We start from the raw sequence: 25,044 nt of genomic DNA, 5'->3' as shown, positions 1-25,044 counted from the left end.
ATATGACACTAATTGGTGTCATGTCAATTTTATTATTGACATGAGCGTATTTGTTTTATTCTCCCATCATCAAGAATATAGATTCCCACTTTAGTTATTAGTTCAATGGATTAAGCTTCAAACTATTAAATCCTTTTACAATTAATCTGCCCCATTAGTTAAAGTGTTTTTTACAAAATTAACAAATGTTAGCTGTATTTTTTTAAAATTGGATACGCTTGCGTTTCAGCAAAAGGTCAAAATTCAGTACCGCAGCTTAAAAAATTTCGTGATCTTGGAAATGAAGAACGATATGTCCTCATCAGTAAGCAAAGTGGAAAAGATTTTTAACCGGCCATACTATCAAGGAATGCTCTTAATCATTCGACAACCGCATTTAATCCTTGATTCACTAGATAGATTGGGTAGAGATTATGATGGGGCATACCGGATTGGAACTCGAAATCTGAACGCAGTTGTTGTGGAACTGAAAATGAGACAACTTTTTGATGGTAGCAAATCCAGAGGCATGGGGTGATGCTGGAAAAATAATGGCGAACCTTTTTTTAAAATGCTTTCATATATAGGTTAGCAAAATAAAAATCTACAGGCTAAAGGAATAGAATAGCATCTTTAGATTCGGACGACGTAAGTAAAATGGAAATTAACAATCAAATTTTACAAGCACTAAAAAAAGTTCCCGCTTTTTTTGAGAAATCCGCTCCCTTCCGCGGTCAGGCTGCCCAAGTCTCCTCCCTGCAAGTATCTGTGCAGATTGGGCTGGGAGTCGCAAAATTTTCCGGAGATTTTTTATATAAAACAGTAAAACTACATCAAGGATATTTAAAAACGTGGTAAAAAACCCTAGGGGCTCAGGATGAGACCATTTCCATTAATTCGACAAAGTCAATGTAAATCGAGTTCAGCTGCAGTTTTTTATTTAATTTACATTCCAGTTGATTGGAGCGGTGTTCGGGACTCCTGCGGGAAAATCGTGTCCAAGGGGCATCTATGGCGCAAAGAAGGCCGCGGGCGGGCAGCCCGCGGAGTATCCTCAATATGTTAAACTGTTTTTGAAATTTCAAGGCTTTTTAACAATTGCCTTAACGCTCCAAGATGATAAGCCGAGTGGGCAATCGTCGCATTTATATTTGTCAGCCATTTTTCTAAATCGATTGTATCGATTTCTTTGAAAAGAGTTACATATTCATTATGTAAGCCCTCCTTGATTTCCCCCATTTCACCTCATCAACAGTAGCAATGGTCCAGCTTGCGTCCCAATCTTTTTCAAAGTCTGCACCACTAATCATTGTGCGGATTACCCACAAATAATACCGAATGTGGTCAGAGTGAGCGGCAATGGTTGATCCATTTATGGAGCGTGAAGCATCTTCTGAGGTTAATCCATCAAGTGCCCCAAAAATCCCTGTATTCGGTCTTGAATTCGTATAATAGCTCCAATCACTTGTCGGTCCTTCAAACGTTTCTTTCAAAAGCGTTTTTATCGAACTTGCCAACGTCTCACTCATCTCAATTCCCCCCAAGTGTTTAATCGACTTATACCTTAATAATACACTAAGACAAATTGATAACTGTTTATTTTTTTGTTAAATTAATCCAATAATACATATATAGTGGTTTTGTAGGTGCTCTTAACGTGATGGAAAAATAAAAAGGCCATTCCTTAAATTAAGGAATGGCCTTTTTATTTTTCTGTCTGAAAATGCTATGTCTAAAATTTTAGTAGCTTTTCAAACGCTCCTCCAGGGAAACAATTCTAAACTTTAACTCCTGATTAGAGTCTAAGCCCCCTATAACAATTTGATTATCTTCCGTAATGGTGACATATCTGAAGGTTTCTTCTCCGTGGATCTTTATTTTTGTCTCCAATGTCGTTTCCATTTTTGCAAAAACTTGATCTGTGTATGTAAGCGGAAGAAGATCATCTAAACCTTCTTCGGGGCTTCCAAGCCACTTAAACATGAAATCTTTCAATGAATATTGTTCAATCATGGATAAATGATTTTTAAGAATTAATTTGTCAATTGTTATCTCTTTCAACTTAACCACTCCTCAATAGTATCTAAAGTTTATATGGATAAACTCCTAACATCAAGGGCATTCCAATGACAAACGATTACAGTTTGATTACTAACTGGCTAAATAAATCCTTTCCTTCCCAAAATTGGAGCACTGTTACCTGTTTTTCTTAAGAATATGCCTAGGATTAACATGTAGAGGGATCATTTTCTGGTGTTTACACGTTTTGGTATAGATGATTATCCATGAACAAGGATATTCATTCCAGTCGAAAACAGCCTCCCTTTACTAATGAAATGAAGGCTGTACTTCTTTTATGAAAAATATATAATCAACTTTGAGTTTAAGCCATTACATCATAATTCTTGTTTTCCTTTAACACCATTTATCGAATAGCTGATTTTAATAGTGGCATTTAATGAATGATATACTGAACAGTACGTATTTTTGGATAATTGAATCGCACGGATCACTTTATCTTCAGGCAGATCACCCTCCAATAAATAGTGGATATGAAAATCGGTAAATCGCTTTGGATGATTTTCTGAACGTGCTCCTTCTATTTCTATTTGAAAGGCCATTGTTTCATATCGCATTTTCTTTAAAATCATTACAATATCAATGCCTGTGCATCCGGCAAGAGAATGCAAAAGTAACTCAGTGGGTCTTGCTCCGCTATTTTTTCCGCCTACATCTTCGGCAGCATCCATCTTTATTTCATGTCCCGACGGAGTTGTGCCGGAAAAGGCCATTTCCCCTGTCCATGTAATCATTGTCTTCATTTGTTTCAATTCCTCCTTTACTTGTCGTTTGGTTCAAAAAATGGTCCTTGTTTATTTAATGTAAGTACAGATCATTTAAGTCTTAAAATATTATTCCCTAAAATATTTCGGTCGGTGCGCAAATTTACAGAAACTTGGCTTCAGGATTTGTATTATGATCCTGACTTGTGATGACTTTCCATCCTTTATATTCTTCCCATAAGTACTACTTAGTTAGTCATCCTGTAAAATTCGACTGTTGCCTTCAGGTTCCCGCTTTCCGCAGGCGGTCTCCCATCGGCGCTCCTTGCGCCAGTGATGGCGGTTGGGAAAGCTCTCAAAACCTTGTTCTAAAGGTAAACTGGCTGAAACCCTGAATAGATTGAAGAAGTTTGCGACACTCCTGCAGAAACTGGCTAGCCGATACCCTACCAGACGCTTGCTTTGAGCGGATTTCTGAAATCACCTGAATTGCTTTTTGAGGGTTTTAAATATTTAGATAGAAACCGTTAGGCTTGAAAAAATGAAAGACACCCATTTCCTCATCTACCATGAAGTTTGATACTTTCCTTCTCCATTCAAAGGAGTTTTATAACTATTATTTTCCCCTTCTTGCCAAGTGATATTGCCATTTTCATCTTTCAGGACGAACTTGAATTCATAGAATCGGTTTGCGGCTAAGCGAAATGTTCCACTCCAACTGCCTTCTGTGCTTTGAGTGAGTTTATATTCGTAATCTTCAGGATTCCACCTGCCGATTTCCCCTCTATCCCCAATTAAGTAAACTCCATGTGTAGGAGGTACATTTTCAACTGTGAATGTAACTGGAATGGACATGCCTTCCAATTTATCAGTCATCATCCTGAACTCATCAGTTGGTTTTCCTTCATCGTCGAATAAATAGGACATCCTTAGCAAGGTAAATCCATCAAAAGCATGGTTAAAAACCATTTCTGCAATATTGTCAAAGCCCCCTTCATTGTTGATCAGCGGGAGGGCGTTTTCCCCGTTTAATGAAATTCCTTTTTCATTAGCCAATGAAGCAATATGGGTAACCAACGTTTTAGGTGCGCTGTAGGATGGGGCCTTATGTGCGTCTTGATCTCCCATTTCCAAACAGGTGAACGTGAGGGCCATATTCGATTTCTTAAACTGATTCAATAATTGGGAGTAGTTATAGTACCCTGCACTATACTCTGCTGAATGCGGCTGTACTGGATCATTCATTTTCCAATGTACTCCCGAGATTTTAGCTCCAATTGGCACGCCAAAGACCTTATCAAAATGTTTATGGGCGAATTTAGAGATTTTTGAAAGATGCTTTTCGAGTGCTCCTTGGTACCACTGCATAAAGTCGTATCCAAATTGTGTATCGATTGCTCCGCCCCTGGTGAAAAATTCATCCCCGTTTCCTGGCGGCTGAATCTCATTCCAGTTTTTATACGTTTTGCCCCACGCAGCATTTAATTTTTTTATCGTTGAATATTTTTCCCTCATGGTTAACCTGAAGTCTTGTTTCGCACCTTCTGTATAAACTTGAAGCTGGCCTCTTTCTGGATATTCCCAGCCATCGGCATTTTGATAGGAGGGATATCTTAGTTCCCCAGCGGGTCCTGCACTTAAATATATTTTAGCTATTAATTCCTTCTTATCAGCAAAGTTCTCTGCAAAGGATTTATACAATTCGTTGTATTGATCGGCTGTACCTTCCCACCATGGAGCAAGTACCTCCTTATTCCAGAAACCACTTTCACTCTTGAATGCCATGTTTTCCAGAGTGTCTTTATTCCAGAGCCAACCCGGGATGGAATAGTGACAATCATCCCCTACATTCCCTCCGCATTGATGTGTAGACAAAATGGGCACCCATTTTAATCCGGAAGCTTTCACGGTTTCCGCATATTTTTTATAATAGGACCAATCAAACTGATTATCTTTTTTACTTTCGACTAATCCCCACCAAATATCTGTCGTTATTGCATATACTCCATTTTCCTTCAACTGACTTAACTGTGCCTCAAATGCCTCCCAATCTGTTATTTCGCCCAATGGGGCCATTACATAAAGCTTGTAATCTGGTTTTTCTTCTGCTAATCCAGGTGAAGTACTAGATAATGGAACAAAATACAGCATAAAGGTAAAAACGCCAACAGATAATTTGTTCATAAAAACGCCAACCTTTCCCCTATAATTCATTTGTTCAGCAATGAAATCTTATACATTCCATTCGTTTAATAAAGACATTCCTTTACTAGAAAGTATATTTCCTTTGGAAATATTTATCAATTAATCCGTCAGGTCAAAGAAAAAATGGATAGTCTTAGAGACTATCCATTTCAGCGGGTCATCAATATTTTTATAAAACAATAAAAACATTATCATCTTCTATTTCAACATTGAATGTTTTAACGCAACCGTTATCTGGTTTTTGGACTTTTCCACTCATGACACTGATCTTCCAGTCATGCATCGGGCAAAAGACGTGATCGCCACTCACAATACCTTCCACCAGAACCCCGCCTTTATGTGGGCAACGATTTTCAATAGCTCGGAATTCACCATTTGCCAAATGAAAAAGAGCAATTTCATGAGAGCCTATGGTTATTGTTTTCCCCAGGTTTTTGGGCATCTCGTTAACCGTTGAGACCTTTATCTTTTGAAGCGTTTTCCCCATTTAGGCTTCCCCCTATTCATTTATTTGATAAAGCTGGAATTTTCACTTTCTGAAATAAACCGGTTTGGATCGCATTGCTCTCAATGATTTCTTTCCATGGTTCTTGTAATACCGATAGGGCCTCATTTAAACGTTGATTAAGCTCAACCCTTTTTTGCACATCACCAATAATCGACTTAATGGTATCGAATCCTACACGTTCAACCCATACAGACGTTCTTTCTAAATAATTGGCAGTCTCCCGATAATGTTGGAGGTATGCACCTGCAATTTCAATTACCTCATCACTTGTTTTCACTTTGCATAATAATTCCGCGGCTCTTAAATGGGTTCCGCCGTTGCCGCCAATATAAATTTCCCATGCACCGTCCACGCCGACAACACCAAGATCTTTTATACCGGATTCAGCACAATTACGCGGACATGCAGACACAGCCATCTTAACCTTATGCGGAGTGCCTACACGTTCAAATTTCTTCTCCAGGGCAATGCCCAATCCAATTGAATCTTGGGTGCCAAAGCGGCAAAAGTTTTCACCGACACATGTTTTCACAGTTCGTAGGGTTTTTCCATAAGCATATCCAGAAGGCATATCCAGGTCGGCCCATACCCTTGGAAGGTCATCTTTTTCAACGCCGAACATATCTATTCTTTGTCCGCCTGTAACCTTGAGTAACTTAACATTATACTTATCGGCAACATTTGCTATTTTCCGTAATTGATCGGGATTAGTGACGCCGCCATACATTCTTGGCACAACAGAAAATGTACCGTCCTTTTGAATATTTGCATGGAGCCTTTCATTGACATAGCGGGATTCTTTTTCATCCTCATATTCAACCGGATGGATCATGCCCAAGTAATAGTTCAGTGCCGGTTTACACTTCGAGCATCCATCACTTGTATTCCAGCCGAGAACATTCATGACTTCCCGGGTATGGGTCAGATTTTTTTCGCGTATTTCAGCAACGACCTCATCTCTTGATAAAGTGGTGCATGTGCATATGGATTCCTTTTCGTTTGACTTACTGAAATCGGCGCCTAATGTCAGCTCGAGAATATCACCGACTAATGGCTTGCATCCCCCGCATGACCTAGAAGCACTTGTGCAGCCTGTTACTTCCTCAATACTTGTTAACCCTTTGGATTCGATAGCCGTCACAATATCGCCCTTCGTTACACCATTACAACCACAGACGATTTCATCATTTGTCATCGAAGTGACAAGGCTGACATTGGGTTCTCCACTCGTTCCAACTTTTAGGTATTCGGAAACCTCGGCATTTTTGTTGATCATGCTCAATAGGTTATTGCTTTCCTTGGTATCCCCGAATAATACCGCGCCAGAAATTTTCCCATTTCGAATCATTACTTTTTTGTAAGTACCATTCCATTCATTAAATTCCTTGATTGATTTAGCTTGTTCATCCTCGAAAATTTCCCCAGCAGAAAATACATCAACACCAGATACTTTTAACTTAGTAGAAAGCACTGAACCCTCATAAGCTTTGTCTTCCAGCCCGCAAACCCTTTTGGCTAATACTTTGCCCTGTTCATAAAGGGGAGCGACCAAACCATACACCATCTCCCGGTGTTCCGCACATTCACCAACCGCATAAATATTCGGGATTCCTGTCTCCATATAATCGTTCACGATAATTCCTCGATTGACATGGATGCCGCAATTTTGGGCCATTGTCACATTTGGCTTAATCCCAACTGCCATGACCACTAAATCGGCGCTGATTTCTTCACCATCACTAAAGCGTAATCCTTTGACATCATTTTCACCTAAAACCTCCTGAGTCTGTTTCCCGAGATAAAAATTCATTCCCTGGCTTTCAAGTTCCCTTTGCAGCATTTTACCTGCAGTTGGATCTAACTGCCTATCCATCAAATATTCAGAAAGGTGAATAACATCTACTTGCATACCTAGATTTAAAAGGCCCCTGGCCGCTTCAAGACCCAACAATCCTCCACCAATGACTGCAGCTTTTTTGTTGTTTTTTGAATATTCGATCATTTTTTCACAATCTTCAATATTTCGAAAGGCGGTCACTCCTTTTTTATCCGCACCCTTTATCGGCAGAATGAAAGGGATTGACCCGGTAGCTAAAATTAATTGATCATATTCGACTTCACGATTTGTGTCTGAGAATATTATTTGCCTTGAGGTGTCGATGTTCGTAACCGTTTCACCTGAAAAAAGTGTAATATTATTCTCTTTGTACCAGTTCCAATCATTTATTGTAATATCATCTATCGTCGTAGCCCCTTGCAATACATTCGATAATTGGATTCGATCATAATTCGGATGTGGCTCACTTCCGAAGACAGTCACCTCAAACCTTTCTGGTTGAATTTTTAAAATTTCTTCTATACATCTTACTCCAGCCATGCCATTCCCAATGAGCGCCAATTTCTGCTTTGCCATATTTTGTCCTCCAATAAAATTTTTTTGAAAGGATTATGTGTTTGATTATAGGTTAGGTCACTATTTATAACAATAAGTGTGTTATATAATCTTACATGATTTTTAAAAATTAATGATTTATGTTAGTTTTTATTACAAATATTCAGAAAATTAGGATATAATAACCTTATTAATCTTGGTTAAATCAAAAAATGAGGTGATTTTCATCGTCCAGCAAAAAGAATCCTATATAGACAGAAAAGTAATTTCCATAGGAGTGGTCAGGGAATTAACCGGACTATCCGATAGACAAATCCGGTATTATGAAGAAAGAAAACTCGTTTTCCCCGAAAGGTCTAAGGGGGGGAACCGTAAATACTCTTTTTCCGACGTCAAGGCATTGGTCGAAATCGCCGATAAAATAGAGGATGGAGTGCAAACCAATGAAATCAGACAGGAAAAATTAAAAGAAAACAGGAAGATTGAACAGGAAAAAATGCGAAAAAAAATGCTGCAGGGCCAATTGAATGCTCACTTTGGCTTACGTAATTGATTTTCGCAAAGCAACCGCACTTATTAACCGATTCAACAAGTGCTCTAATGGCAATATTTCAGACTCCTATTAAATAGTTCACAATTTCCCCTTGCACTTTTAACATTGTAAAACTGGACATGATGACCTACATGTCCAGTTTTATATTTTAATACCCGTTAAATCTTTCCGACAATTTATTCCTCATTTAAGCGAATTCCATATCTTTTGTCTTCTCTGAAAACCATGATAATTCCGTTGATAAATTCACCACTTCTCCTATTATAATCATGGCGGGATTGGAAACCTGCTCTCTTGTAACAATCCCCACTATTGAATCGATTGTTCCTGTACAAGTTCGTTGAAAACCTGTCGTTCCTTGTTCGATGACAGCAACAGCAGTATCAGCCTTCTTCCCGCAGGAGCGTAGTTGTTTACAGATAAATGGAAGGTTTTTAATACCCATATAAATCGCAATGGTATCAACACCATGTGCCAAATGATGCCAGTTGATGTTATCAGGCTTGCCGGTCACACCGTGTCCTGTGACAATTGCGAAAGAACTCCCCCATTCTCTATGAGTCACGGGAATTCCAGCATAAGCTGGTGCAGCGATTCCAGATGTAATTCCAGGAACAATTTCAAACTGAATTCCGTGCTTAACTAGCACTTCTGCTTCCTCGCCCCCTCGTCCAAAGATGAAAGGATCTCCCCCTTTTAGTCGAACGATCGTTTTACTTTCTATTGATTTACTAATTAACAATTGATGAATGTCCTCTTGAGGGACACCATGATTACCAGGCGCTTTACCGCAATAAATGTATTCAGCATCAGGCTTACCGTATTTAAGCAATTCACGATTTACCAATCGATCATACAAGATGACATCCGCTTCCGCGAGGCATTTGGTTGCCTTGACAGTAATTAAATCCGGATCACCTGGTCCTGCACCAACAATATAGACCTTACCTTTTTCCATCCTTTATCCCCTTTTATTTTAGTCATGTAAAATCCATCTGATATGGAATGCTGTGTGGTTAGCTTTACCATTATTGAACCTAAAAAAGTTATGACGAAATGGAAGAGAAAACTCCCTCTAATTAGATGTTAACTCTACTATAGGATGCACTTTTACAGCACTGACTTTAAAGCCAGGCATCTTGCATGCGGGATCTAAATCTTGTGAAACGAGGCGATTGACATTTTGTGAGTCTGCCCAATGAAAAGGAACGAATATAGTATCATGGCGAATGGTTGTTGACCACTTGCTTCTTACAACAATACTTCCCCGCCTTGATTCAATTTTCACCAAAGTATTGTCTGGAATATGATATTTCCTGGCTGTTTCCGGATGGATTTCCATATATGATTCAAAATTCCGTGCGGATAATGATGAGCTTTTTCTCGTTTGTACTCCTGTTAAATAATGTGACATGATTCTTCCTGTTGTTAAATAAAGTGGATAATCCGAACAAGGCTGTTCTTTTGGAATAAAAGGCACATTATTAACCGCAGCCATGGCTGCCTTTCCATCCGGATGGGCAAAAGACGTTTCGAATAACCTTTTTGTCCCTTTATGGTCAATGGATGGGCATGGCCACAAAATGCCTCCTTCTTTTCTTAATCGATCATACGTTATACCATAGTAATCTGCGGTTCCCCCGCTGCTTGCGACTCTTAATTCTTCAAAAATCTCATTTGCAGATTGAAAGGGGAAATACTCCCCTTTTCCCAGTGCTTTTGCTATATCACAAATGATTTGCCAATCATGCTTCACTTCTCCTGGCAACGAAAAACTTGCTTCCCGCAACGTTACCCGTCCTTCTATATTTGTCATTGTTCCTTCATCCTCTAAATAAGACGAAGTAGGTAAAATCAAATCAGCCAATCTGGCAGTTTCAGAAACGAACATATCTACTGCTACAAGAAACTTTAATTTTTCCAAAGCCTTTTTCACAAAGTTAGCATTGGGATTTGAAACAATGGGATTGGAACACATTAAAAACATGCCGGTAATTTCACCTTCATTTATCTTCTCTATCATTTCGTATGCTGATACGCCTTTACGTGGCAAATCAGCCTCATCGATTCCCCATATTCTAGCAATATGTAATCTATGTTCCTCATTTTCAATCATGCGATACCCCGGCAGCTGGTCTGCCTTTTGGCCATGCTCTCTTGCTCCCTGCCCATTCCCCTGTCCAGTAATTGCTCCATAGCCCGAATTCTCTTTTCCGATTTTCCCCGTAACAACAAGAATATTAAGAAAATTACGAACGGCGGCTGAACCATCAGTTTGCTGCTCAACGCCCCTTGCTGTAAAAATCATTCCTGATTCTTCTTTCCCGAACATGACAGCCGCTTTTTGTATTTGGTCGCTAGGAACCCCTGTCAATTCGGCAATTTCATCCAGCTGTAAAGATGTTACATACTCTTTAACTTCGCTATAGCCATTTGCACGTTCCCGGATAAATGCTTCATCAATAAAATCCTCTTCAATGATCACTTTCAATAATCCGTTTGCCAAGGCGGCATCCATCCCTGGTTTTACTTTTAGATGTAAGTCTGCCATTTTCGTAGTAGTTGTTTCTCGTGGATCTACTGCAATGATATATGCACCATTTTGTTTCGCTTTCTCAAAGTACGGCATGATTGTCGGCTGACATTCCGCAATATTCGTGCCTGCCAAGATAATGCACTTTGTGAATGGAACCTCTGATAAGCTGTTGGTCAGGCCTCTGTCCATTCCAAACGTTTGGCTTGCTGCCGAAGCAGCTGCGGACATGCACAAACGGCCATTATAATCTATATACTTTGTTTTTAATGCTACCCTTGCAAATTTCCCAAGCAAATATGCTTCTTCATTTGAAATGGATGCACTCCCATAAACAGATAAAGCATTTACACCATCTTCTGCTTGAATTTTAGTGAAATTCTCCTTAATGTGGTTTAATGCTTCCTCCCATGTTATTCGAATAAATTCACCATTTTTTTTAATTAATGGGTATTTAATTCGATCTTTATGCAAAGCATGTTGGTGTGCATTCATTCCTTTAATGCATAAGCGTCCCTCTGAGGTTGGATTATCTTTTCCAATCGTCATATACTTTTTTCTTGTAACTATTGTTTGTTCCAACAACTGCATCTTGCATTGCATGCTGCAAAATGGACATTGTGTATCATAGCGTTTCTCTGATTGGATCTCTTGTTGCTTTGTGCGGAAATACTTCAATAATAATTCGGTCAAGGCTCTCCACCCTTTACTCATGGATTTCTTATTTCATTTTCCCGTTGGTTCAATACGTGCTTCAAAAGGTACTTCCACCCGTTCTCTCTGGCCTAGGCCATTACAATCGTTGAGTTAGTTGCTGACTAAGTTCATTATCAAACAATACCTCTCTAACATGAATTAAACCCACTCGTTCAATCCATTGCCAAGTCCGTTCCAAGTAATTGGCTGTTTCCCGATAATATTGAATAAAGCCGATGATGATTTCAATTGCTTCTTCATCTGTCCCAGCTACACATAACAGTTCACCGGCACGCACATTACGCCCGCTGCTTCCGCCCACATATATTTCCCAGCCCCTGTCAATGCCCATGATACCTATATCTTTCGTTGTTGATCCTGCACCGTTATGCATACAAGCAGATATGCCCATCTTTATACGGTAAGGTGTTGAGACATGTTCCAATCTTTTTTCCAAATCTACAGCAAGTAAAAGAGATTGCTTTTTATCACAAGAACAAACATGTTCACCGATACATGTTTTGACGTTTTGCACGGTGTTGCCATATTTCGAGCTTAACGGCATATCTAAATCAGCCCACACACCCGGGAGGTCTTCTTTTTTCACACCCATTAAATGAATCCTTTGTTCACTTGTTACAGCCACCTGGGATATATCATATTTATCTGCAACATTTGCAATTTTTCGTAAGTCGTTCGCATTCGTCACCCCGCCGTACATTTGCGGGATAACAGAGTATTGGTTATCACCTTGAACTGATGCATTCATTTGTTCGTTTATGAAGAGTGTTTGCTGTCTGATCTCGTACTCTGGATGAATCATCCCTAAATAATAGTTCAGGGCTGGCCGGCAGGTTGAACAACCTCCTGTATTTTCCCATCCAAGAACATCCATCGCTTCTTGGATGGATGTTAAATCTTGGAGCTGCATTTTATACACGACTTCATCTTCCGTTAATGTCGTACATGAACAAATTGCAGTTTGTTCATTAGCCTGATTGGAAAGATTACCTTGAATATATGCCAAAAGCTCGGTCACTGCGGGCTTACATCCACCGCAAGAACCCGAAGCCTTTGTGCATTGTTTAACTTGTTCCACGGTTGTTAATCCCTTTTTTCGGACCGCTCCAATGATTGCCCCCTTTGAAACAGCATTACAATTGCAAATGATTTCATTATTTGCCATAGAAGCGATTAATCCCTCAGCCGTAATTGGTGATTGGAACAGTACATGCTTTTCCTCTGACGTTACTTCTTTCCGCTTTATAATCATATCGAGTAATCGTGAACCGACCTTTGTATCTCCATAAAGAACAGCACCCACGATTTTTCTTCCTTGAAAAACCACCTTTTTATAAACACCATCTAATTCATCAAAAGTTGTGATCGATTTCGTTGTTTCATCACCAAGGAAATCTCCAACTGAAAATAACTCAACTCCTGATATTTTCAACTGGGTCGAAAGGACCGAACCTTGGTATCCGTTGCATTTCATCTCACAAATATGATTTGCCAGCACTTCACCTTGTTCATATAGGGGTTTCACCAGTCCATAAACAATTCCTTCATGTTCAACACATTCACCAACCGCATATATATTTGGGATGCTGGTTTCTAAATAGTCGTTCACAATAATGGCACGATTTGTATCAATTCCGCTTTCTTTGGCCAACTGAATATTCGGTCTGACTCCCGCAGCCATAACGACTAAATCTGCTTCAAGCTCCGTTCCATTTTTAAAACGGACACGCTCTACACGCTCGTTACCGATTATCTCCTGCGTTTCCGTTTTCAAAAGAAAGTTCATTCCCTGGTTTTCCAACTCTTTTTGCAGCAAAATTGAAGCCGTTGAATCAAGCTGCCTTTCCATTAAATGGTCAGCAATATGAACGACATTCACTTCCATACCAAGGTTTAACAGCCCTCTTGCTGCTTCTAAACCTAATAATCCGCCTCCGATGACGACTGCCTTTTTATACTTGAGCGAAGTTTCAATCATCTTTTGGCAATCTTCAATCGTCCGAAATGAAATGACCCCTTCTTTATCAATACCGGTAACAGGAAGAATGAATGGGATAGAACCTGTGGCAATTATTAGCTTATCGTAGTAAACTTCCCGATCTTTGTCTGTCTTTATCTTCCGAGCCTCATTATCGATTTTCACAACCGTTTCCCCTGTGAACAATTGGATATTATTCTTTGTATACCAGTCCCTATCATTGATCGCAATATCTTCAAACGAAGTATTGCCTTGAAGCACAGTCGACAATAAGATGCGGTTATAGTTAACGTGTGGTTCACTTCCGAAAATAGTAATCTCAAATGCAGTCGGTTCCTTACTTATAATTGACTCAACACAGCGTAAGCCTGCCATGCCGTTGCCTATTAAAACCAGTTTTTGTTTATTCATTTTCTCCCCCCCAAACAAGTACTGTAACAAGCCGATAAAACAGTAAATTTAGATCTTAACTGAATTTTTACCAAGTACCCAAGTTTTTTTCCATGAAAGCTGAGCAAGGCCCAAGATAAGCAATGCCACGATTCCAACTGCGGAAAATACTAAAAATCCCGTAGCATAAGTCCCAGTAATCTGTTTCAACGTACCTAGTATGTTTGGAACCAAGAATCCGCCAACACCTCCGGCAGCCCCTACAATTCCAGTGATAAAACCAATTTCTTTAGAAAAACGCTGTGGAACTAATTGAAAGACAGCCCCGTTGCCCATACCGAGAAATAGCATTCCGATGAACAGTAAGATCGTAACGACAGTAAGAGAATAAAGAAAACTAATACCAAACATGCATATTGTGAGTCCAGCGAATAAAAACATAAGCAGTTTAACTCCTCCTATTTTATCGGCAATAAATCCTCCGACAGGACGAAAAAAACTCCCGGCGATGACACATAATGTAACAAATTCCCCTGCCCTTATTCGTGTTAACCCATACTCATCAACAAAAAAGATGCTTAAAAAGCTAGTGAATCCGACAAAGCCCCCAAATGTTACACTGTAAAGAATACAGAAATACCAAGTGTCAGTTAGTTTAAAGACGTTGAAATATTCCTTCAACGGTTTTGCAGGCGGTTGGGATGGTGCGTCTTTTGCAATTAAAATATAGATGACGAACACGATGGTTAAAGGAATCAAAGCTAATCCCATAACATTATGCCAGCCAAGAGATTCTGCAATACGCGGTCCAAACAATGTCGCAAAAAGGGTTCCACTGTTACCGGCTCCCGCAATGCCCATCGCCAGACCCTGCAAATGCGGTGGATACCAGCGACTAGCCATAGGAAGTGCTGCAGCAAAACTTGCACCAGCCACTCCGAGTAAAATCCCAATTAAATAGAGCTCGGCTAAACTTTCTCCGAATAACCATCCCCAAAAAAGCGGAATCATCGTAACAAGCATCCCGCCGATCGCTGTTTTGCGAGGTCCAATTCGATCAGTCAAATAACCAAGGACGATTCGAAAAAACGAGCCGCCCAAAATCGGAATCGCTACAATCAACCCCTTTTCGGCTGGGGAGAGTCCAAAATCCTTTGTAATATAGACGCCGAGTGCACCTAATAATACCCAAATCATAAAACTGATATCAAAATAAAGGAATGAAGCTAATAATGACGGAGCATGACCGCTTTTTTTCAATTCAGATATTTTCATTTTTCATCTCTCCAATACTTTATTAATTGAATATTCGTTTATTTTACTCTTATAAAAGCAAGATTTCTTTGTTTATGTAAGAAAACATCACACACTTTTTTTTGTGAGTTATTAAATGTAATACTATAAAGGAGTTATTGGTTAAAATTTAATACTTTCATTTCCTTTTTCTTATATAAATTGAATGGTATTGTGGTTTACTTAGGTGAAGTAAAGTTTAACTTTTTAGTAACGGAAGAAGATATGGCGAAGTCAATAAACTATTTCGTAATATTCTCCATACAAAAAAAGAGACAGCTAATGATTTAGCTCCTCTCTATGATTGAGTTTGTACACCATTTTAATTTGTCGGTTAATTTCCACTCCAGGCACTCATTTTCGAGGGCGGTCCGGGAGCCTCCTCGGCACTTTGCACATCGGTCGTCTCCCCCTGGACGCGCTTTTCTAAGCAGGAGTCTCTTACACCCGTTCCAATCAACTTTGTTTTAACATGTAGATAAAATTCTTTTGTGTTTAAAATCTATTCAGCTAGATCAACTTTAAATGTTTCAATAGTTTGCGGGTTCTTCCCGCCGCACGAAACAAGGATCTCCTTCATATGATGTGTTATGAGCGTCATGAGATATTCAATAATTTGATTATATCCGGAGAAAGGTTGGGTGCGATAATATGGGGCAATATCCATTTCATAACATTCCATTTCAAAACCTTCAGAAAAAAGACATGTCATTTGAAGAGGTATTTGTTCATATTGTTGAGTTCATGAAATTAAATCCTTCCGGTGACTATCGATTAATGGTCGGTACAGATTCGCAAGTACATAAAAAACATACGGTATTCATTACAGGCATCGTGATACGGCAGGTCGGAAATGGTGTTTGGGGTTGTATAAGAAAAGTGATGATTCCTAGAAGGATGCTGCATTTACATGAACGGATTTCCCAAGAACTGTCGTTAACAGAGGAGATCGTATCACTGTTTACGGAAGAAAGAAAAAATCAGTTAATCGATATTGTACTGCCTGCCGTATATCAAGGGGCAACGTTCACAATGGAAGGGCACATTGATATCGGAATTGGAAAGCGGAACAAAACCAGTGAGTTTGTAAAAGAAATGGTAGCCAGGATGGAGTCCATGGGCGTGGAACCGAAAATCAAACCCAATGCTTTCGTCGCTTCAAGTTATGCCAACCGATATACAAAGCAAGAGTGATGTCTCCAAAACATTTAATAAGCAGAGTTCTCAACAATGGATTTTTTAGGCTGATCAAAATGAAAATGCTAGATAAATATGGATAATAGGTACATACAATGCCTTTCGAAAAACAGCAAAAAACCAGCCTCAGAACGAGACCGGCTTGAACATTTAAAGATATAAGCCGCCATTGCCGTATTCAGTAAGAAAGTTTTAAACCACCACTCCTCAAAGTGGGTGTTTGCAGAAAAAATCCTGTTGTCCAAGTCAGTGACGAGGCATAACATTCCTGTTTCAATATAAAACTCCCTATTACAGCTTAAAGGTTAAAACTTTATTATCATTACGAACAGTGCAGCTTGTATTGATATAATACCTGAATTCCTCATAAGTTACAATGTTAATAATCACCATACAAATCGTCTATGGCTGTAGAAGAAAGATCCGTATTAACCCTTTATAAAAGCATTCGTTAGACTAAGACTATTGATCAAAATAACCGATAAAATCCCCCTGGTCTTTATTTTGCAGATATAGTACCGTTTCTTTGTCAGAGATGGTAGGCAGTCCGAAATTATTCTCATACCTCTCAATTCCTTTTCCGGTAATGATAATCCAATCCCCTTCCTTTCCTGCTTGCAACGCCTCCTGTATAGCAAGTGTCCGATCTGGAATAACCTTCCCATTTCCAGCAGAGTAATCGCTTTGGAGTTTATTTAGTGATGATTCCATCTCCTCTATTCTCTCCGAATTCAGATCATCCATCGTCAAGATCGAAACATCACTATGTTGCGATGATACTTTAACCATTTCGGCTCTTTTGGTTCTATCCCGCCCACCCCGAAAACCAAAGATATGATAAATCTTTTTGGCCCCGCTTTCTTTGGCTGTCTGAAGCATATGTTGAATGGCATCTGCAGTGTGTGCATAATCGATGACGATTGTCGGTCCAAATTCTTTCCTATACATTTCAAATCTTCCTGGCACACCGGAAAATCGTTTCAGTGAAGTGAGAATTTCCCCTTTTGAAATTGGAAACATCTTCGCTACGGAATAGGCAGCAGTTGCGTTATATAAATTATGAAGTCCAGGTAAAGGTAACTCGATTTTCACAAAGTCATGATTCTCATTCAATAAAATAAAGGGATTCGTTGCAGTATTATAGTTGGTGATGGTCAAATCGCAGCGATTGGATTTTCCAAATACAAAAGCACTGACATTCTTTTCACGTAAGTATTCTTGCAGTTTTTCTCCCCAAAAATCATCCCCATTGATTATCGCAAGACCATTTGGTTTCAATTTTTCAAAAAGCAGTAATTTTGCCAGGAAGTAATCCTCCATCGTACCGTGGAAGTCGAGATGGTCATGATACAAATTCGTGAACACGCAGAAATCAAATTCAATTCCTTCTAATCGGTATTGAGCTAATCCATGAGAAGACACTTCCATAATGACAACCATGTCCTGGCTGGCTGCCAGCAAGGAATTAAGTTCCATGGTACCTGGAGTCGTATTATGGGAATCGACTTTGTTTCCATTGATAATTTGCTGTATCGTACCAATGACCGAACAGGTTACCCCATTCTCCTCTAATATTTGCTGAAGCATATAGCTGGTTGTGGTTTTTCCATTTGTGCCCGTAATTCCTATCATTATTTTTTGATTGCTGGGATCCCCATAAAACCTTTTGGCAATTAGCCCTAATGCTTTTCGGCTGTTCTCCACTCGTAAATATGGGACTTCCAATCCCTTAATATCGCGATTGCCAATAACAGCCGATGCCCCTAAACGAATTGCATCTTTAATGAAATGATGGCCATCGGACTTATATCCGGTTACAGCAACAAAAAGGTATCCCTTTTTAATATCTTTAGAGTTATCGGTTACACCTGTGATGGATATATGTTCAACGTTCTTCGGCAAATCCCCGTTTATTGCTTCTTTCAATATGTCTTTAAGGATCATTAACTTTTCTCCTTTTTTCATGTAAGCTATTCACCTGACTTTTGAAATTAAATGCATAAGTACCAATAAGCCCATTTTTAGTATTAACCAGTACACTAAAATATTTGTCAATCCAGATTTTGTTAGTTGCAATAACAGTCAGTAGGAAAAAAGAAAGAAAAACAGCCAAAATTGGCTGCTTTTCTTATGGCAATAGCTATATTTAGTTGTTGGCACACTGCAAGATCATTACGGTTGAATTTCCAAAGGTTTTGTTTCGGTTTTTTGATTGTACAATGGCAAAATGAAAAACATCCCTAGAATAAAAAAGAAAGCGGCTGTTTCAAATATGGCGACGAGTGAGAATTGCTCTTTCAGCACGCCTGCTGCACTCATGGTCAACACCATCGATCCTGTGAATAACGGGCTTAAGATTCCATTGACCCTTCCGATGAACTCGCCTTCAGTCCTCTGTAATATCAAAGTATTGATCCCGATTTGAATACAAGGCAGCATTAGACCATTAAAGAACTCGGCAGTAAGTGTAATCCAAAGATTTGTTGAAAACCCCATTACCGCTAATCCAATGGCATTCACAAGCATTCCGAAAGCTAATAATCTTTGAGGTTCCACCTTTTTGGCAAAAATCATCACACCGGCTCCACCTAAAATCATGCCAAACCCATTCACCATAAATAACCATTGCAGATTTTCCTTAGGCAGTTCCAGTTGTTCTGTAACAAGGAATATAGAGAGCGGCTGAATGAAACCCAGTCCGAGCCCGGCTGCCAAAAAACATAAACCAAGCAAACTTAGTTCCTTTTTTCGCAACACATATTTCACTCCACTTTTCATTTCCTGCCATATCGTTGTTTTTGCGGACTCTTCATTCAGTTTACGATCTTTTGGAAGAAAGGCGAGTGCCCCAGCTGAAAGTAAAAATGCCAGACCAGTAATCGCAATCGAAATGTTTATCCCGAATGATTGGAACGCGAATGTACCGAGAATCGGACCTAAAACCATAAAGACTGCAAAGACGGTCTGATAAACAGACATCCCTGTCTGAATTTGACTTTCTGGCAAATGCATCTTAAATAGCTTCATCCCTGATGGCTGGGAAAATTGAGACAGTATCGCCGAGATCAATGTTGCGAAGAATACCATTTTCCAACTGCCGAAGATAAGCGAGATAAGCACAGCAAATACGGATATTGCACTTAATATATCACACCAAACCATCGTTTTTTTCGGACTCCAGCGGTCAGCAAACGTCCCTCCAATAAATGAAAAAATAAAAATTGGCGCGAATTCCGCTACTGATATCATGGATATGGCAAAGGCATCCCCGTTTGTCTTTTCCATGACGAATAACAAAACGGCAAAATTCCGTACCCATATCCCTATTTGTAAAAACAAGCCTGAAAAGATAATGGCCCGGAATACCCGATTTTTAAATATATTAGGTTCCTTATTACTCAATGTTACGGATGTGTTTTCCCCCAATATAAAAACCTCCTGTGAGATATCTGGACAGGAGGCAGTGCAGTACAATACAAAATTAACTGAGCAAAATATCCCTGATGGACGGAACACAATGATCTTAGTTTGTATTTTAATGTACAGACTAATCCTATCCAGAAAAAAGTTCGTATTTAGCACGCATTTTTTTCTTGAAGAATAGGATTAAATGATCATTGTCTAAAGGTCACCCTTCCATTTTATGTTAATTTTATAATAATCTATTTAATCTGATAAATCAAGCTGAAATCCATAAAACTAACCCATTTTTTGGGCAGGATTGTTCGACGGATTGTATAAAAAAGGGGCCCACTTTAAAAGAAAGCCCTCAGACTGTAGACAAGCTCGAAGAAAAGCGAGTTTGTCTATGGTTTTTCTATTTAAAAACGTTCCAGTTGATTTCAGTAATCCACTCCATTTCCGCCGATTGTTTGTTTTTTCTTTCAGTTCTCCAATATACGCTCTTGATTAGGAGTGCCCTGAACAAGCAAATGGGCAGATGGCATAATAATTTGATGCTCATGTAAAGCTGTCATCATTTCAAACCTCACACTTCTTGCAGTTTCAAAATAATGTTCAGGATTTACAAGTCCCACTAAGCATAGTTCATAACCAACATATTTAAGATTCGGATTTAAATCCGTGATGCCAATATATCTAAAATCCTCTTCAGGTGTTCCATCCTCTAGCCTTAGAAGTGTATCACCATACTTCTCATTGCATATTAGGCATATTTCCTCCAACAGCCTTTTTACCTTTTCAGGATTTTCTTGATAACTTACTGTAATGCGTTCAATGATTCGCATTCTCCCTTTATTAAAATTTTGAATCGTCCTGATTTCACTATGTGGAATTGTCAGCAATTTTCCTGACCATTCCCTGATCTGCATGAACCTGATCCCGATTTCCTCTATCGTCCCAGAACTTGTTCCATTGAATGTCACGAAATTCCCCACTCGAAATTCATTATCAGAAAGCCTTACGAATCCCAATAGGATATCCTTAAGCATTTGCTGAGCGGCAAATCCGATAACGACCCCTATAATCCCAGCTCCAGCTAAAATTCCTTTTAGGTCTATAAACTGTCCAATCAAATAAATAAGGAAAAGCGCGGAAATACCGTACCTAAGGGAAGAACGAGTAACCCCCTGTATCGTTTTTTCGACTTCTTCCTCAAAAAAATGGGACCTCTTAAAGAACCATTCAACCATTTTATTCAAAATATAATAAACCGCCAATAACAGTAAAGCTAATATAAAAAGCCTCAATAATAAAAATTCTTCTAAATAATCCATGGCAAGCTCAGTGAATTTCAAGAAATTCATGTTCCCACCTCCATTTCCACTTTATTCAGAATCGATAAAAATCCAGTCATCATCCTTGCCTATTATCCCTTTATCCAATATTAGTCTCGTTTTAAGGCGATAGGAAACCTCTCGCTTATAAGGATCCTTCAATATAGGCAGACAAAAGTTAAAAGGAATTTCATTACTTTCCCCTGAATTTATCTCTCTGGAAGACAAAATTGTGCTCGTTTTAAGAATTTCGTCCATTCCGGTAGAATGAGTATCCATAATTAAATCACATTCGATCCTCCTTATTCTTTGCGCAATGGTACCACCCTTAATCAAGAAATATCCATTTATGCATTCACCAGATTTATACGTGTTTTTCGGAAGGATTAAATCTATTTGTGCCGAACCTATCCCTAAAAGTAACAAAGATTTTCTAAGTATCAAAGAATACACTCCATTTATAAATTTATTTGTAATTCTACTATCCCCAATATATTTAATACATTTCCTTAGTGGCTGCATGATTCTGCACAAAAAAACCTTTACCATTTTGGTAAAGGTTTACTAAAAATAAATAGACCTTTACCAATAGGTAAGGTCTGGCTAACAACATTATGCTGCCAACAACACCGAGAGCAAAGAGCTCCGTAATGACGACATTGTTGTAAAAGCTACTCCCCTTTGGAGAATGTATTCAAGTATATAATTTATAATACGGTAGGATTAGAAAGTTTGTCAAACCTTTATATTTTATTATTTTTGGACTCTGTCCGGGAAATTCGGATTCTTTGTACATATCTTGATAATAATGAAAATATAATGAATTAACTTGTCCCGTTATTGCAAAAGAATTCTCTGCAAGGGTTTAAATAGGCCAGTTGGTGGAATAAGTATGTAACAGCCAAGTCCTTACAAATGGTCGAACGCTCCTTTCAAAAGGAATAAAGTGATCAAACTATGTATATATAAAATTTTATTTAAAAATTAACAAGATTTCTCTTTTACTTACGCCAATCATGTTGTAATATAAATGTAACAATTGTAATATTAATTAAACTTTCGTTACATAAGTATCCTATTAGGGATTGGGGAGATAAAATATGAAAAAATTTTCAGGTGTGCTATTATCCATTATCATTTTGTTTTTCACATTAAGTGGTCAGGTTACCGCAAAAACGACATCACAGAATTTATCTGACACAAATGCCTTAAAGATAGCCGATAATGCCAGCAAACATTTTTGGAATGCTTTACATGGTTACAAAACCCGTTCATGTTCACAAAAAACTTTCAATTATAAAGGGACAGAGTATTCATACCTTTGCCAAGAGTTTAATACAAAAGATAAATTGACTACCTACTTAGCAGAGACATTCACTAATAATGCAGTTGAAAAAGGGTTGAACAAATATAGTTACATTACCCATAAAGGGAAATTAGCCCGTCCAATCGGAGACGGCTACAGCATGTTAGAGTGGAGAAAAGCAAAAATTAAATTGGTCTATCAAAAAACTAACGTTAGATCCTACAATTTAACTGTACCTACAGTCGACGGTGATTCAGTAAAAAGAACAGTTACCTTTTATAAGTCAGGATCCACTTGGAAAGTTAATCAGTTCGATGCAGTTCAATAAAAAAATGGTTTAAATATAACGCCTCATATGCAGTATAGTTAGTTAAAACTATATTTCATATGAGGTGTTTTTCTGTTTTCCGCTGTAGTTAACGAAAGAATCTTACATACTTGAAGCAGCTCACTTTTCAATTCAGGGAACTTTCAAACAAAAAAACACAGCTAGATGCTGTGCATTAACGGATTTTGGCCTTACGGAATCCTTGATAGGAATCGTATACGGCAAAAAAGATGGAGATGAGTATGAGGCCCCAGTAAATAGAGGCTTTCCATTCATCTGTTGAAAATAGTGTTTTTTGGTACACAAGGAACTCCCGGTTCAATAAATCTGGATTACTGATTATGACGATGAAAGTCAGGGTCGATAACAGCTGGTATATGGCATGAAATAAAGCTAGTTTCATGGTCCATCGCCTTAAAAATAATTTATAAATCGCCAAGAGCGCCCCAATGATGACGACGCATGATACCAGCAGCCAATAGGAATTCAAGACTTCTTGATTGAAAGAAGGTGTCACGAAAATGAGACTGCCAGTTCTTTTTTCATAGACTCCTAAAAGGTTTGCTGCATTGAAATAAAGGGCCGCGAAGACAGAAAGACCTAACAAACTTGCATAAATCTCGATCATAGGAACCGCTTTTTTCTTTGAAATGTTCGGAATATCTTTTAGGTTTTCCGGTGTCCATGGTTTCAAGTCTTTTGTTAAAGGCGACTGGTCCTTTGAAGTATCCAGGCGTTCTAAAATGGCAAATGAAATCGTTAACCAGAAAAACACTTGGATACCTGTACTGATGATACCCGCGATCCCTTTCCCGAGTATTATTAAAATTGCGTCCACAATCGTATTTCCCATATCCCGAAAAGGGTTATCCCCTATTAATCCAATCAATGAAATGACTGCGGCGATTGGTAAAATCATTTTCAACAGACAGATATAAACATCAAAATAACGCGGTCCAATCAGATGCATCGGCCGATCGCGATAACGACTTGCCAGTGTAACCGGATCTCCTAATTTTAAAAGGACGGCTTTCATGTCTTCCTCCGTATAGTCCTCCGGAAGCATATCTTCGATTGTAGATTGAAGCTCAAGCGCAATATCCTCCCGGTTTTTTTCTGGCAGCCTGCGGGTCACTTCCTGAATATAAAGTTCAATCAGTTCCATCTTCTCCCTCTCCTTTTAATAATATATAAAGCTCTTGAGAAGTTTTTTCCCATTCTTCCTTTAACTGAGTGAAGATTTCTGCCCCATAATCACTTAAAGAATAGTACTTGCGCGGTCTACTTTCAGAGGTATCCCAGCTGCTGGTGACCAATTCTTGTTTTTCCAGGCGGCGAAGCAAGGGATATAAAGTACTTTGATCAATGGTAATTCCCGACTTCTCTAAACGCTGGACAAGCGAGTACCCATACTGAGGGGTTTTGAGCTGACTAAGAACTGCTAACGTCAAAGTTCCTCTGCGCAGCTCTGTTGTTAATGAATTCAATAAAGTGCTCATCCAATCACCTCTTCTCTATACTATGTGACGTACATCATACCTTATACTATGCATCATACACTATTTTAGTTCTTACAACACCATAAAAATGGAAATATATTATATTTTAAGCATAAAAAAAAAGAGAAGCGTTTCACGCCTCTCCGTTTTTCCTTTATTAATATGACACAAGAATGACCCACAATATCATCGTCGTGATAATCGGAACACTCCTTGTATTAAGGTTGCCGCCTTTTGAGCTTTGTAGGCATCCGCCACTTTCAAAATTCTGGAAAATCTTACCGAACCTCATTACTTAATCGACCGATGTTCTCGACTTCAACGACGACCTCATCCCCCGACTTGATCGGGCAGCTGCCAGATGGTGACCCCGTGGCCAAAATGTCACCTGGCTCCAGTGTCATTACCTGTGAAAGCCAGCTAATTAGAAACGGAATGCTTAGAGACATTTCATTGGTATTTCCGTCTTGGACAACACGGCCGTTTAAAGTGGTCACAATCCGCAAATTAGTCGGATCTACCCCAGTAACAATGCACGGTCCCAAAGGCCCGAATGTATCAAATCCTTTGCCCCGCGTAAACTGTGGATCTTTTTTTGTAAGATCTCTTGCTGTAACATCATTAAAGATCGTGCAACCGAACACATA

22 protein-coding genes and 1 other RNA gene are annotated in these 25,044 nt (G+C 38.9%); 4 read left to right on the top strand and 19 right to left on the bottom strand.

Annotated features, from left to right (window positions below; all coding sequences use genetic code 11):
* The first annotated feature begins 636 nt into the window (after positions 1-636).
* A complete protein-coding gene (locus tag ACQKNS_RS00115; RefSeq protein ID WP_427640575.1) occupies positions 637-837 on the top strand; it encodes a hypothetical protein in 201 nt (66 codons plus the stop codon).
* A gap of 204 nt (positions 838-1,041) precedes the next feature.
* Here the strand turns inward: ACQKNS_RS00115 and ACQKNS_RS00110 are convergent, their stop codons facing one another.
* The 7 genes from ACQKNS_RS00110 to nirB (ACQKNS_RS00080) all read right to left on the bottom strand — a co-directional run bounded on the left by ACQKNS_RS00110 (position 1,042) and on the right by nirB (ACQKNS_RS00080) (position 7,888).
* The gene (locus ACQKNS_RS00110; RefSeq protein WP_427640574.1) at positions 1,042-1,218 is read right to left on the bottom strand and encodes a hypothetical protein; all 177 of its coding nucleotides are present in this window, start codon (positions 1,216-1,218) and stop codon (positions 1,042-1,044) included.
* Positions 1,179-1,508, bottom strand: coding sequence for a hypothetical protein (locus tag ACQKNS_RS00105; RefSeq protein WP_427640572.1), 330 nt, complete (start codon positions 1,506-1,508; stop codon positions 1,179-1,181). The genes ACQKNS_RS00110 and ACQKNS_RS00105 overlap by 40 nt, the downstream gene beginning before the upstream one ends.
* Before the next feature lie 211 nt (positions 1,509-1,719).
* The gene (locus tag ACQKNS_RS00100) at positions 1,720-2,040 is read right to left on the bottom strand and encodes a hypothetical protein (RefSeq protein ID WP_427640571.1); all 321 of its coding nucleotides are present in this window, start codon (positions 2,038-2,040) and stop codon (positions 1,720-1,722) included.
* Positions 2,041-2,375: 335 nt separating this feature from the next.
* Positions 2,376-2,801: an OsmC family protein gene (locus ACQKNS_RS00095; protein ID WP_427640570.1), complete on the bottom strand. Its 426-nt coding sequence runs from the start codon at positions 2,799-2,801 to the stop codon at positions 2,376-2,378.
* A gap of 525 nt (positions 2,802-3,326) precedes the next feature.
* A complete protein-coding gene (locus tag ACQKNS_RS00090) occupies positions 3,327-4,946 on the bottom strand; it encodes a family 14 glycosylhydrolase (protein WP_427640569.1) in 1,620 nt (539 codons plus the stop codon).
* A 190-nt stretch (positions 4,947-5,136) separates the two neighbouring features.
* The gene (gene nirD / locus ACQKNS_RS00085) at positions 5,137-5,454 is read right to left on the bottom strand and encodes a nitrite reductase small subunit NirD (RefSeq protein WP_427640568.1); all 318 of its coding nucleotides are present in this window, start codon (positions 5,452-5,454) and stop codon (positions 5,137-5,139) included.
* 16 nt (positions 5,455-5,470) lie between these two features.
* Positions 5,471-7,888, bottom strand: a complete 2,418-nt coding sequence (nirB, locus tag ACQKNS_RS00080) for a nitrite reductase large subunit NirB (RefSeq protein WP_427640567.1) — start codon at positions 7,886-7,888, stop codon at positions 5,471-5,473.
* Between the two features lie 175 nt (positions 7,889-8,063).
* Here nirB (ACQKNS_RS00080) and ACQKNS_RS00075 point away from each other — a divergent pair, with 175 nt between their 5' ends.
* Complete coding sequence (locus ACQKNS_RS00075; RefSeq protein WP_427640566.1) at positions 8,064-8,420, top strand: MerR family transcriptional regulator; 357 nt, start codon at positions 8,064-8,066, stop codon at positions 8,418-8,420.
* A gap of 187 nt (positions 8,421-8,607) precedes the next feature.
* On the opposite strand, the gene cobA is transcribed toward ACQKNS_RS00075, so the two are convergent.
* The 4 genes from cobA to ACQKNS_RS00055 form a co-directional block, all read right to left on the bottom strand.
* Entirely contained in the window at positions 8,608-9,378 is a 771-nt protein-coding gene (gene cobA / locus ACQKNS_RS00070; protein WP_427640565.1) for a uroporphyrinogen-III C-methyltransferase, read from the bottom strand.
* A gap of 117 nt (positions 9,379-9,495) precedes the next feature.
* Positions 9,496-11,646 (bottom strand): assimilatory nitrate reductase catalytic subunit NasC, encoded by a 2,151-nt coding sequence (gene nasC, locus ACQKNS_RS00065; RefSeq protein WP_427640564.1) that lies wholly within the window; start codon positions 11,644-11,646, stop codon positions 9,496-9,498.
* 100 nt (positions 11,647-11,746) lie between these two features.
* Entirely contained in the window at positions 11,747-14,059 is a 2,313-nt protein-coding gene (gene nirB / locus ACQKNS_RS00060; RefSeq protein ID WP_427640563.1) for a nitrite reductase large subunit NirB, read from the bottom strand.
* A gap of 48 nt (positions 14,060-14,107) precedes the next feature.
* The gene (locus tag ACQKNS_RS00055) at positions 14,108-15,313 is read right to left on the bottom strand and encodes a nitrate/nitrite transporter (protein ID WP_427640562.1); all 1,206 of its coding nucleotides are present in this window, start codon (positions 15,311-15,313) and stop codon (positions 14,108-14,110) included.
* A 669-nt stretch (positions 15,314-15,982) separates the two neighbouring features.
* Here ACQKNS_RS00055 and ACQKNS_RS00050 point away from each other — a divergent pair.
* A complete protein-coding gene (locus tag ACQKNS_RS00050) occupies positions 15,983-16,525 on the top strand; it encodes a ribonuclease H-like YkuK family protein (RefSeq protein WP_427640561.1) in 543 nt (180 codons plus the stop codon).
* Positions 16,526-16,684: 159 nt separating this feature from the next.
* Here the strand turns inward: ACQKNS_RS00050 and ssrS are convergent.
* From ssrS to ACQKNS_RS00025, 5 genes are all read right to left on the bottom strand, one after another.
* Positions 16,685-16,871: non-coding RNA, 6S RNA (ssrS, locus tag ACQKNS_RS00045), on the bottom strand.
* Positions 16,872-16,990: 119 nt separating this feature from the next.
* Positions 16,991-18,493, bottom strand: a complete 1,503-nt coding sequence (locus ACQKNS_RS00040; protein ID WP_427640560.1) for a UDP-N-acetylmuramoyl-L-alanyl-D-glutamate--2,6-diaminopimelate ligase — start codon at positions 18,491-18,493, stop codon at positions 16,991-16,993.
* Between the two features lie 207 nt (positions 18,494-18,700).
* Complete coding sequence (locus ACQKNS_RS00035) at positions 18,701-19,954, bottom strand: MFS transporter (RefSeq protein ID WP_427640558.1); 1,254 nt, start codon at positions 19,952-19,954, stop codon at positions 18,701-18,703.
* A gap of 458 nt (positions 19,955-20,412) precedes the next feature.
* Positions 20,413-21,294, bottom strand: a complete 882-nt coding sequence (locus tag ACQKNS_RS00030; RefSeq protein ID WP_427640557.1) for a mechanosensitive ion channel family protein — start codon at positions 21,292-21,294, stop codon at positions 20,413-20,415.
* 21 nt (positions 21,295-21,315) lie between these two features.
* Entirely contained in the window at positions 21,316-21,708 is a 393-nt protein-coding gene (locus tag ACQKNS_RS00025) for a sporulation protein (protein WP_427640556.1), read from the bottom strand.
* Between the two features lie 656 nt (positions 21,709-22,364).
* Between ACQKNS_RS00025 and ACQKNS_RS00020 the strand changes: the two genes are divergently transcribed.
* Positions 22,365-22,898 carry an IseA DL-endopeptidase inhibitor family protein gene (locus ACQKNS_RS00020; RefSeq protein ID WP_427640555.1) on the top strand — a complete coding sequence of 178 codons (534 nt, stop codon included), beginning with the start codon at positions 22,365-22,367 and terminating at the stop codon, positions 22,896-22,898.
* 175 nt (positions 22,899-23,073) lie between these two features.
* Here ACQKNS_RS00020 and ACQKNS_RS00015 read toward each other — a convergent pair whose 3' ends face one another.
* From ACQKNS_RS00015 to ACQKNS_RS00005, 3 genes are all read right to left on the bottom strand, one after another.
* Positions 23,074-24,063 carry an HAAS signaling domain-containing protein gene (locus tag ACQKNS_RS00015; protein WP_427640554.1) on the bottom strand — a complete coding sequence of 330 codons (990 nt, stop codon included), beginning with the start codon at positions 24,061-24,063 and terminating at the stop codon, positions 23,074-23,076.
* Entirely contained in the window at positions 24,050-24,397 is a 348-nt protein-coding gene (locus tag ACQKNS_RS00010; protein ID WP_427640553.1) for a PadR family transcriptional regulator, read from the bottom strand. The genes ACQKNS_RS00015 and ACQKNS_RS00010 overlap by 14 nt, the downstream gene beginning before the upstream one ends.
* 278 nt (positions 24,398-24,675) lie before the next feature.
* On the bottom strand, positions 24,676-25,044 hold a 369-nt coding region (locus ACQKNS_RS00005), incomplete at its 5' end, for a fumarylacetoacetate hydrolase family protein (RefSeq protein ID WP_427640552.1).

Origin of the sequence: Peribacillus sp. NPDC094092 (assembly GCF_050279365.1) — a bacterium.
Taxonomy (GTDB): Bacteria; Bacillota; Bacilli; order Bacillales; family DSM-1321; genus Peribacillus.
This window is presented reverse-complemented; position numbering and strand designations above follow the sequence as displayed.

Bases quoted from the DNA above. Each gene is read 5' to 3' on its own strand.
- ACQKNS_RS00115 (WP_427640575.1), top strand. From the start codon at position 637: ATGGAAATTAACAATCAAATTTTACAAGCACTAAAAAAAGTTCCCGCT.
- ACQKNS_RS00015 (WP_427640554.1), bottom strand. From the start codon at position 24,063: ATGGAACTGATTGAACTTTATATTCAGGAAGTGACCCGCAGGCTGCCA.
- ACQKNS_RS00010 (WP_427640553.1), bottom strand. From the start codon at position 24,397: ATGAGCACTTTATTGAATTCATTAACAACAGAGCTGCGCAGAGGAACT.
- cobA (WP_427640565.1), bottom strand. From the start codon at position 9,378: ATGGAAAAAGGTAAGGTCTATATTGTTGGTGCAGGACCAGGTGATCCG.
- ACQKNS_RS00030 (WP_427640557.1), bottom strand. From the start codon at position 21,294: ATGAATTTCTTGAAATTCACTGAGCTTGCCATGGATTATTTAGAAGAA.
- nirB (WP_427640563.1), bottom strand. From the start codon at position 14,059: ATGAATAAACAAAAACTGGTTTTAATAGGCAACGGCATGGCAGGCTTA.
- nirB (WP_427640567.1), bottom strand. From the start codon at position 7,888: ATGGCAAAGCAGAAATTGGCGCTCATTGGGAATGGCATGGCTGGAGTA.
- nirD (WP_427640568.1), bottom strand. From the start codon at position 5,454: ATGGGGAAAACGCTTCAAAAGATAAAGGTCTCAACGGTTAACGAGATG.
- ACQKNS_RS00040 (WP_427640560.1), bottom strand. From the start codon at position 18,493: ATGAAAAAAGGAGAAAAGTTAATGATCCTTAAAGACATATTGAAAGAA.
- ACQKNS_RS00105 (WP_427640572.1), bottom strand. From the start codon at position 1,508: ATGAGTGAGACGTTGGCAAGTTCGATAAAAACGCTTTTGAAAGAAACG.
- ACQKNS_RS00055 (WP_427640562.1), bottom strand. From the start codon at position 15,313: ATGAAAATATCTGAATTGAAAAAAAGCGGTCATGCTCCGTCATTATTA.
- ACQKNS_RS00090 (WP_427640569.1), bottom strand. From the start codon at position 4,946: ATGAACAAATTATCTGTTGGCGTTTTTACCTTTATGCTGTATTTTGTT.
- ACQKNS_RS00095 (WP_427640570.1), bottom strand. From the start codon at position 2,801: ATGAAGACAATGATTACATGGACAGGGGAAATGGCCTTTTCCGGCACA.
- ACQKNS_RS00050 (WP_427640561.1), top strand. From the start codon at position 15,983: ATGGGGCAATATCCATTTCATAACATTCCATTTCAAAACCTTCAGAAA.
- ACQKNS_RS00110 (WP_427640574.1), bottom strand. From the start codon at position 1,218: ATGGGGGAAATCAAGGAGGGCTTACATAATGAATATGTAACTCTTTTC.
- ACQKNS_RS00020 (WP_427640555.1), top strand. From the start codon at position 22,365: ATGAAAAAATTTTCAGGTGTGCTATTATCCATTATCATTTTGTTTTTC.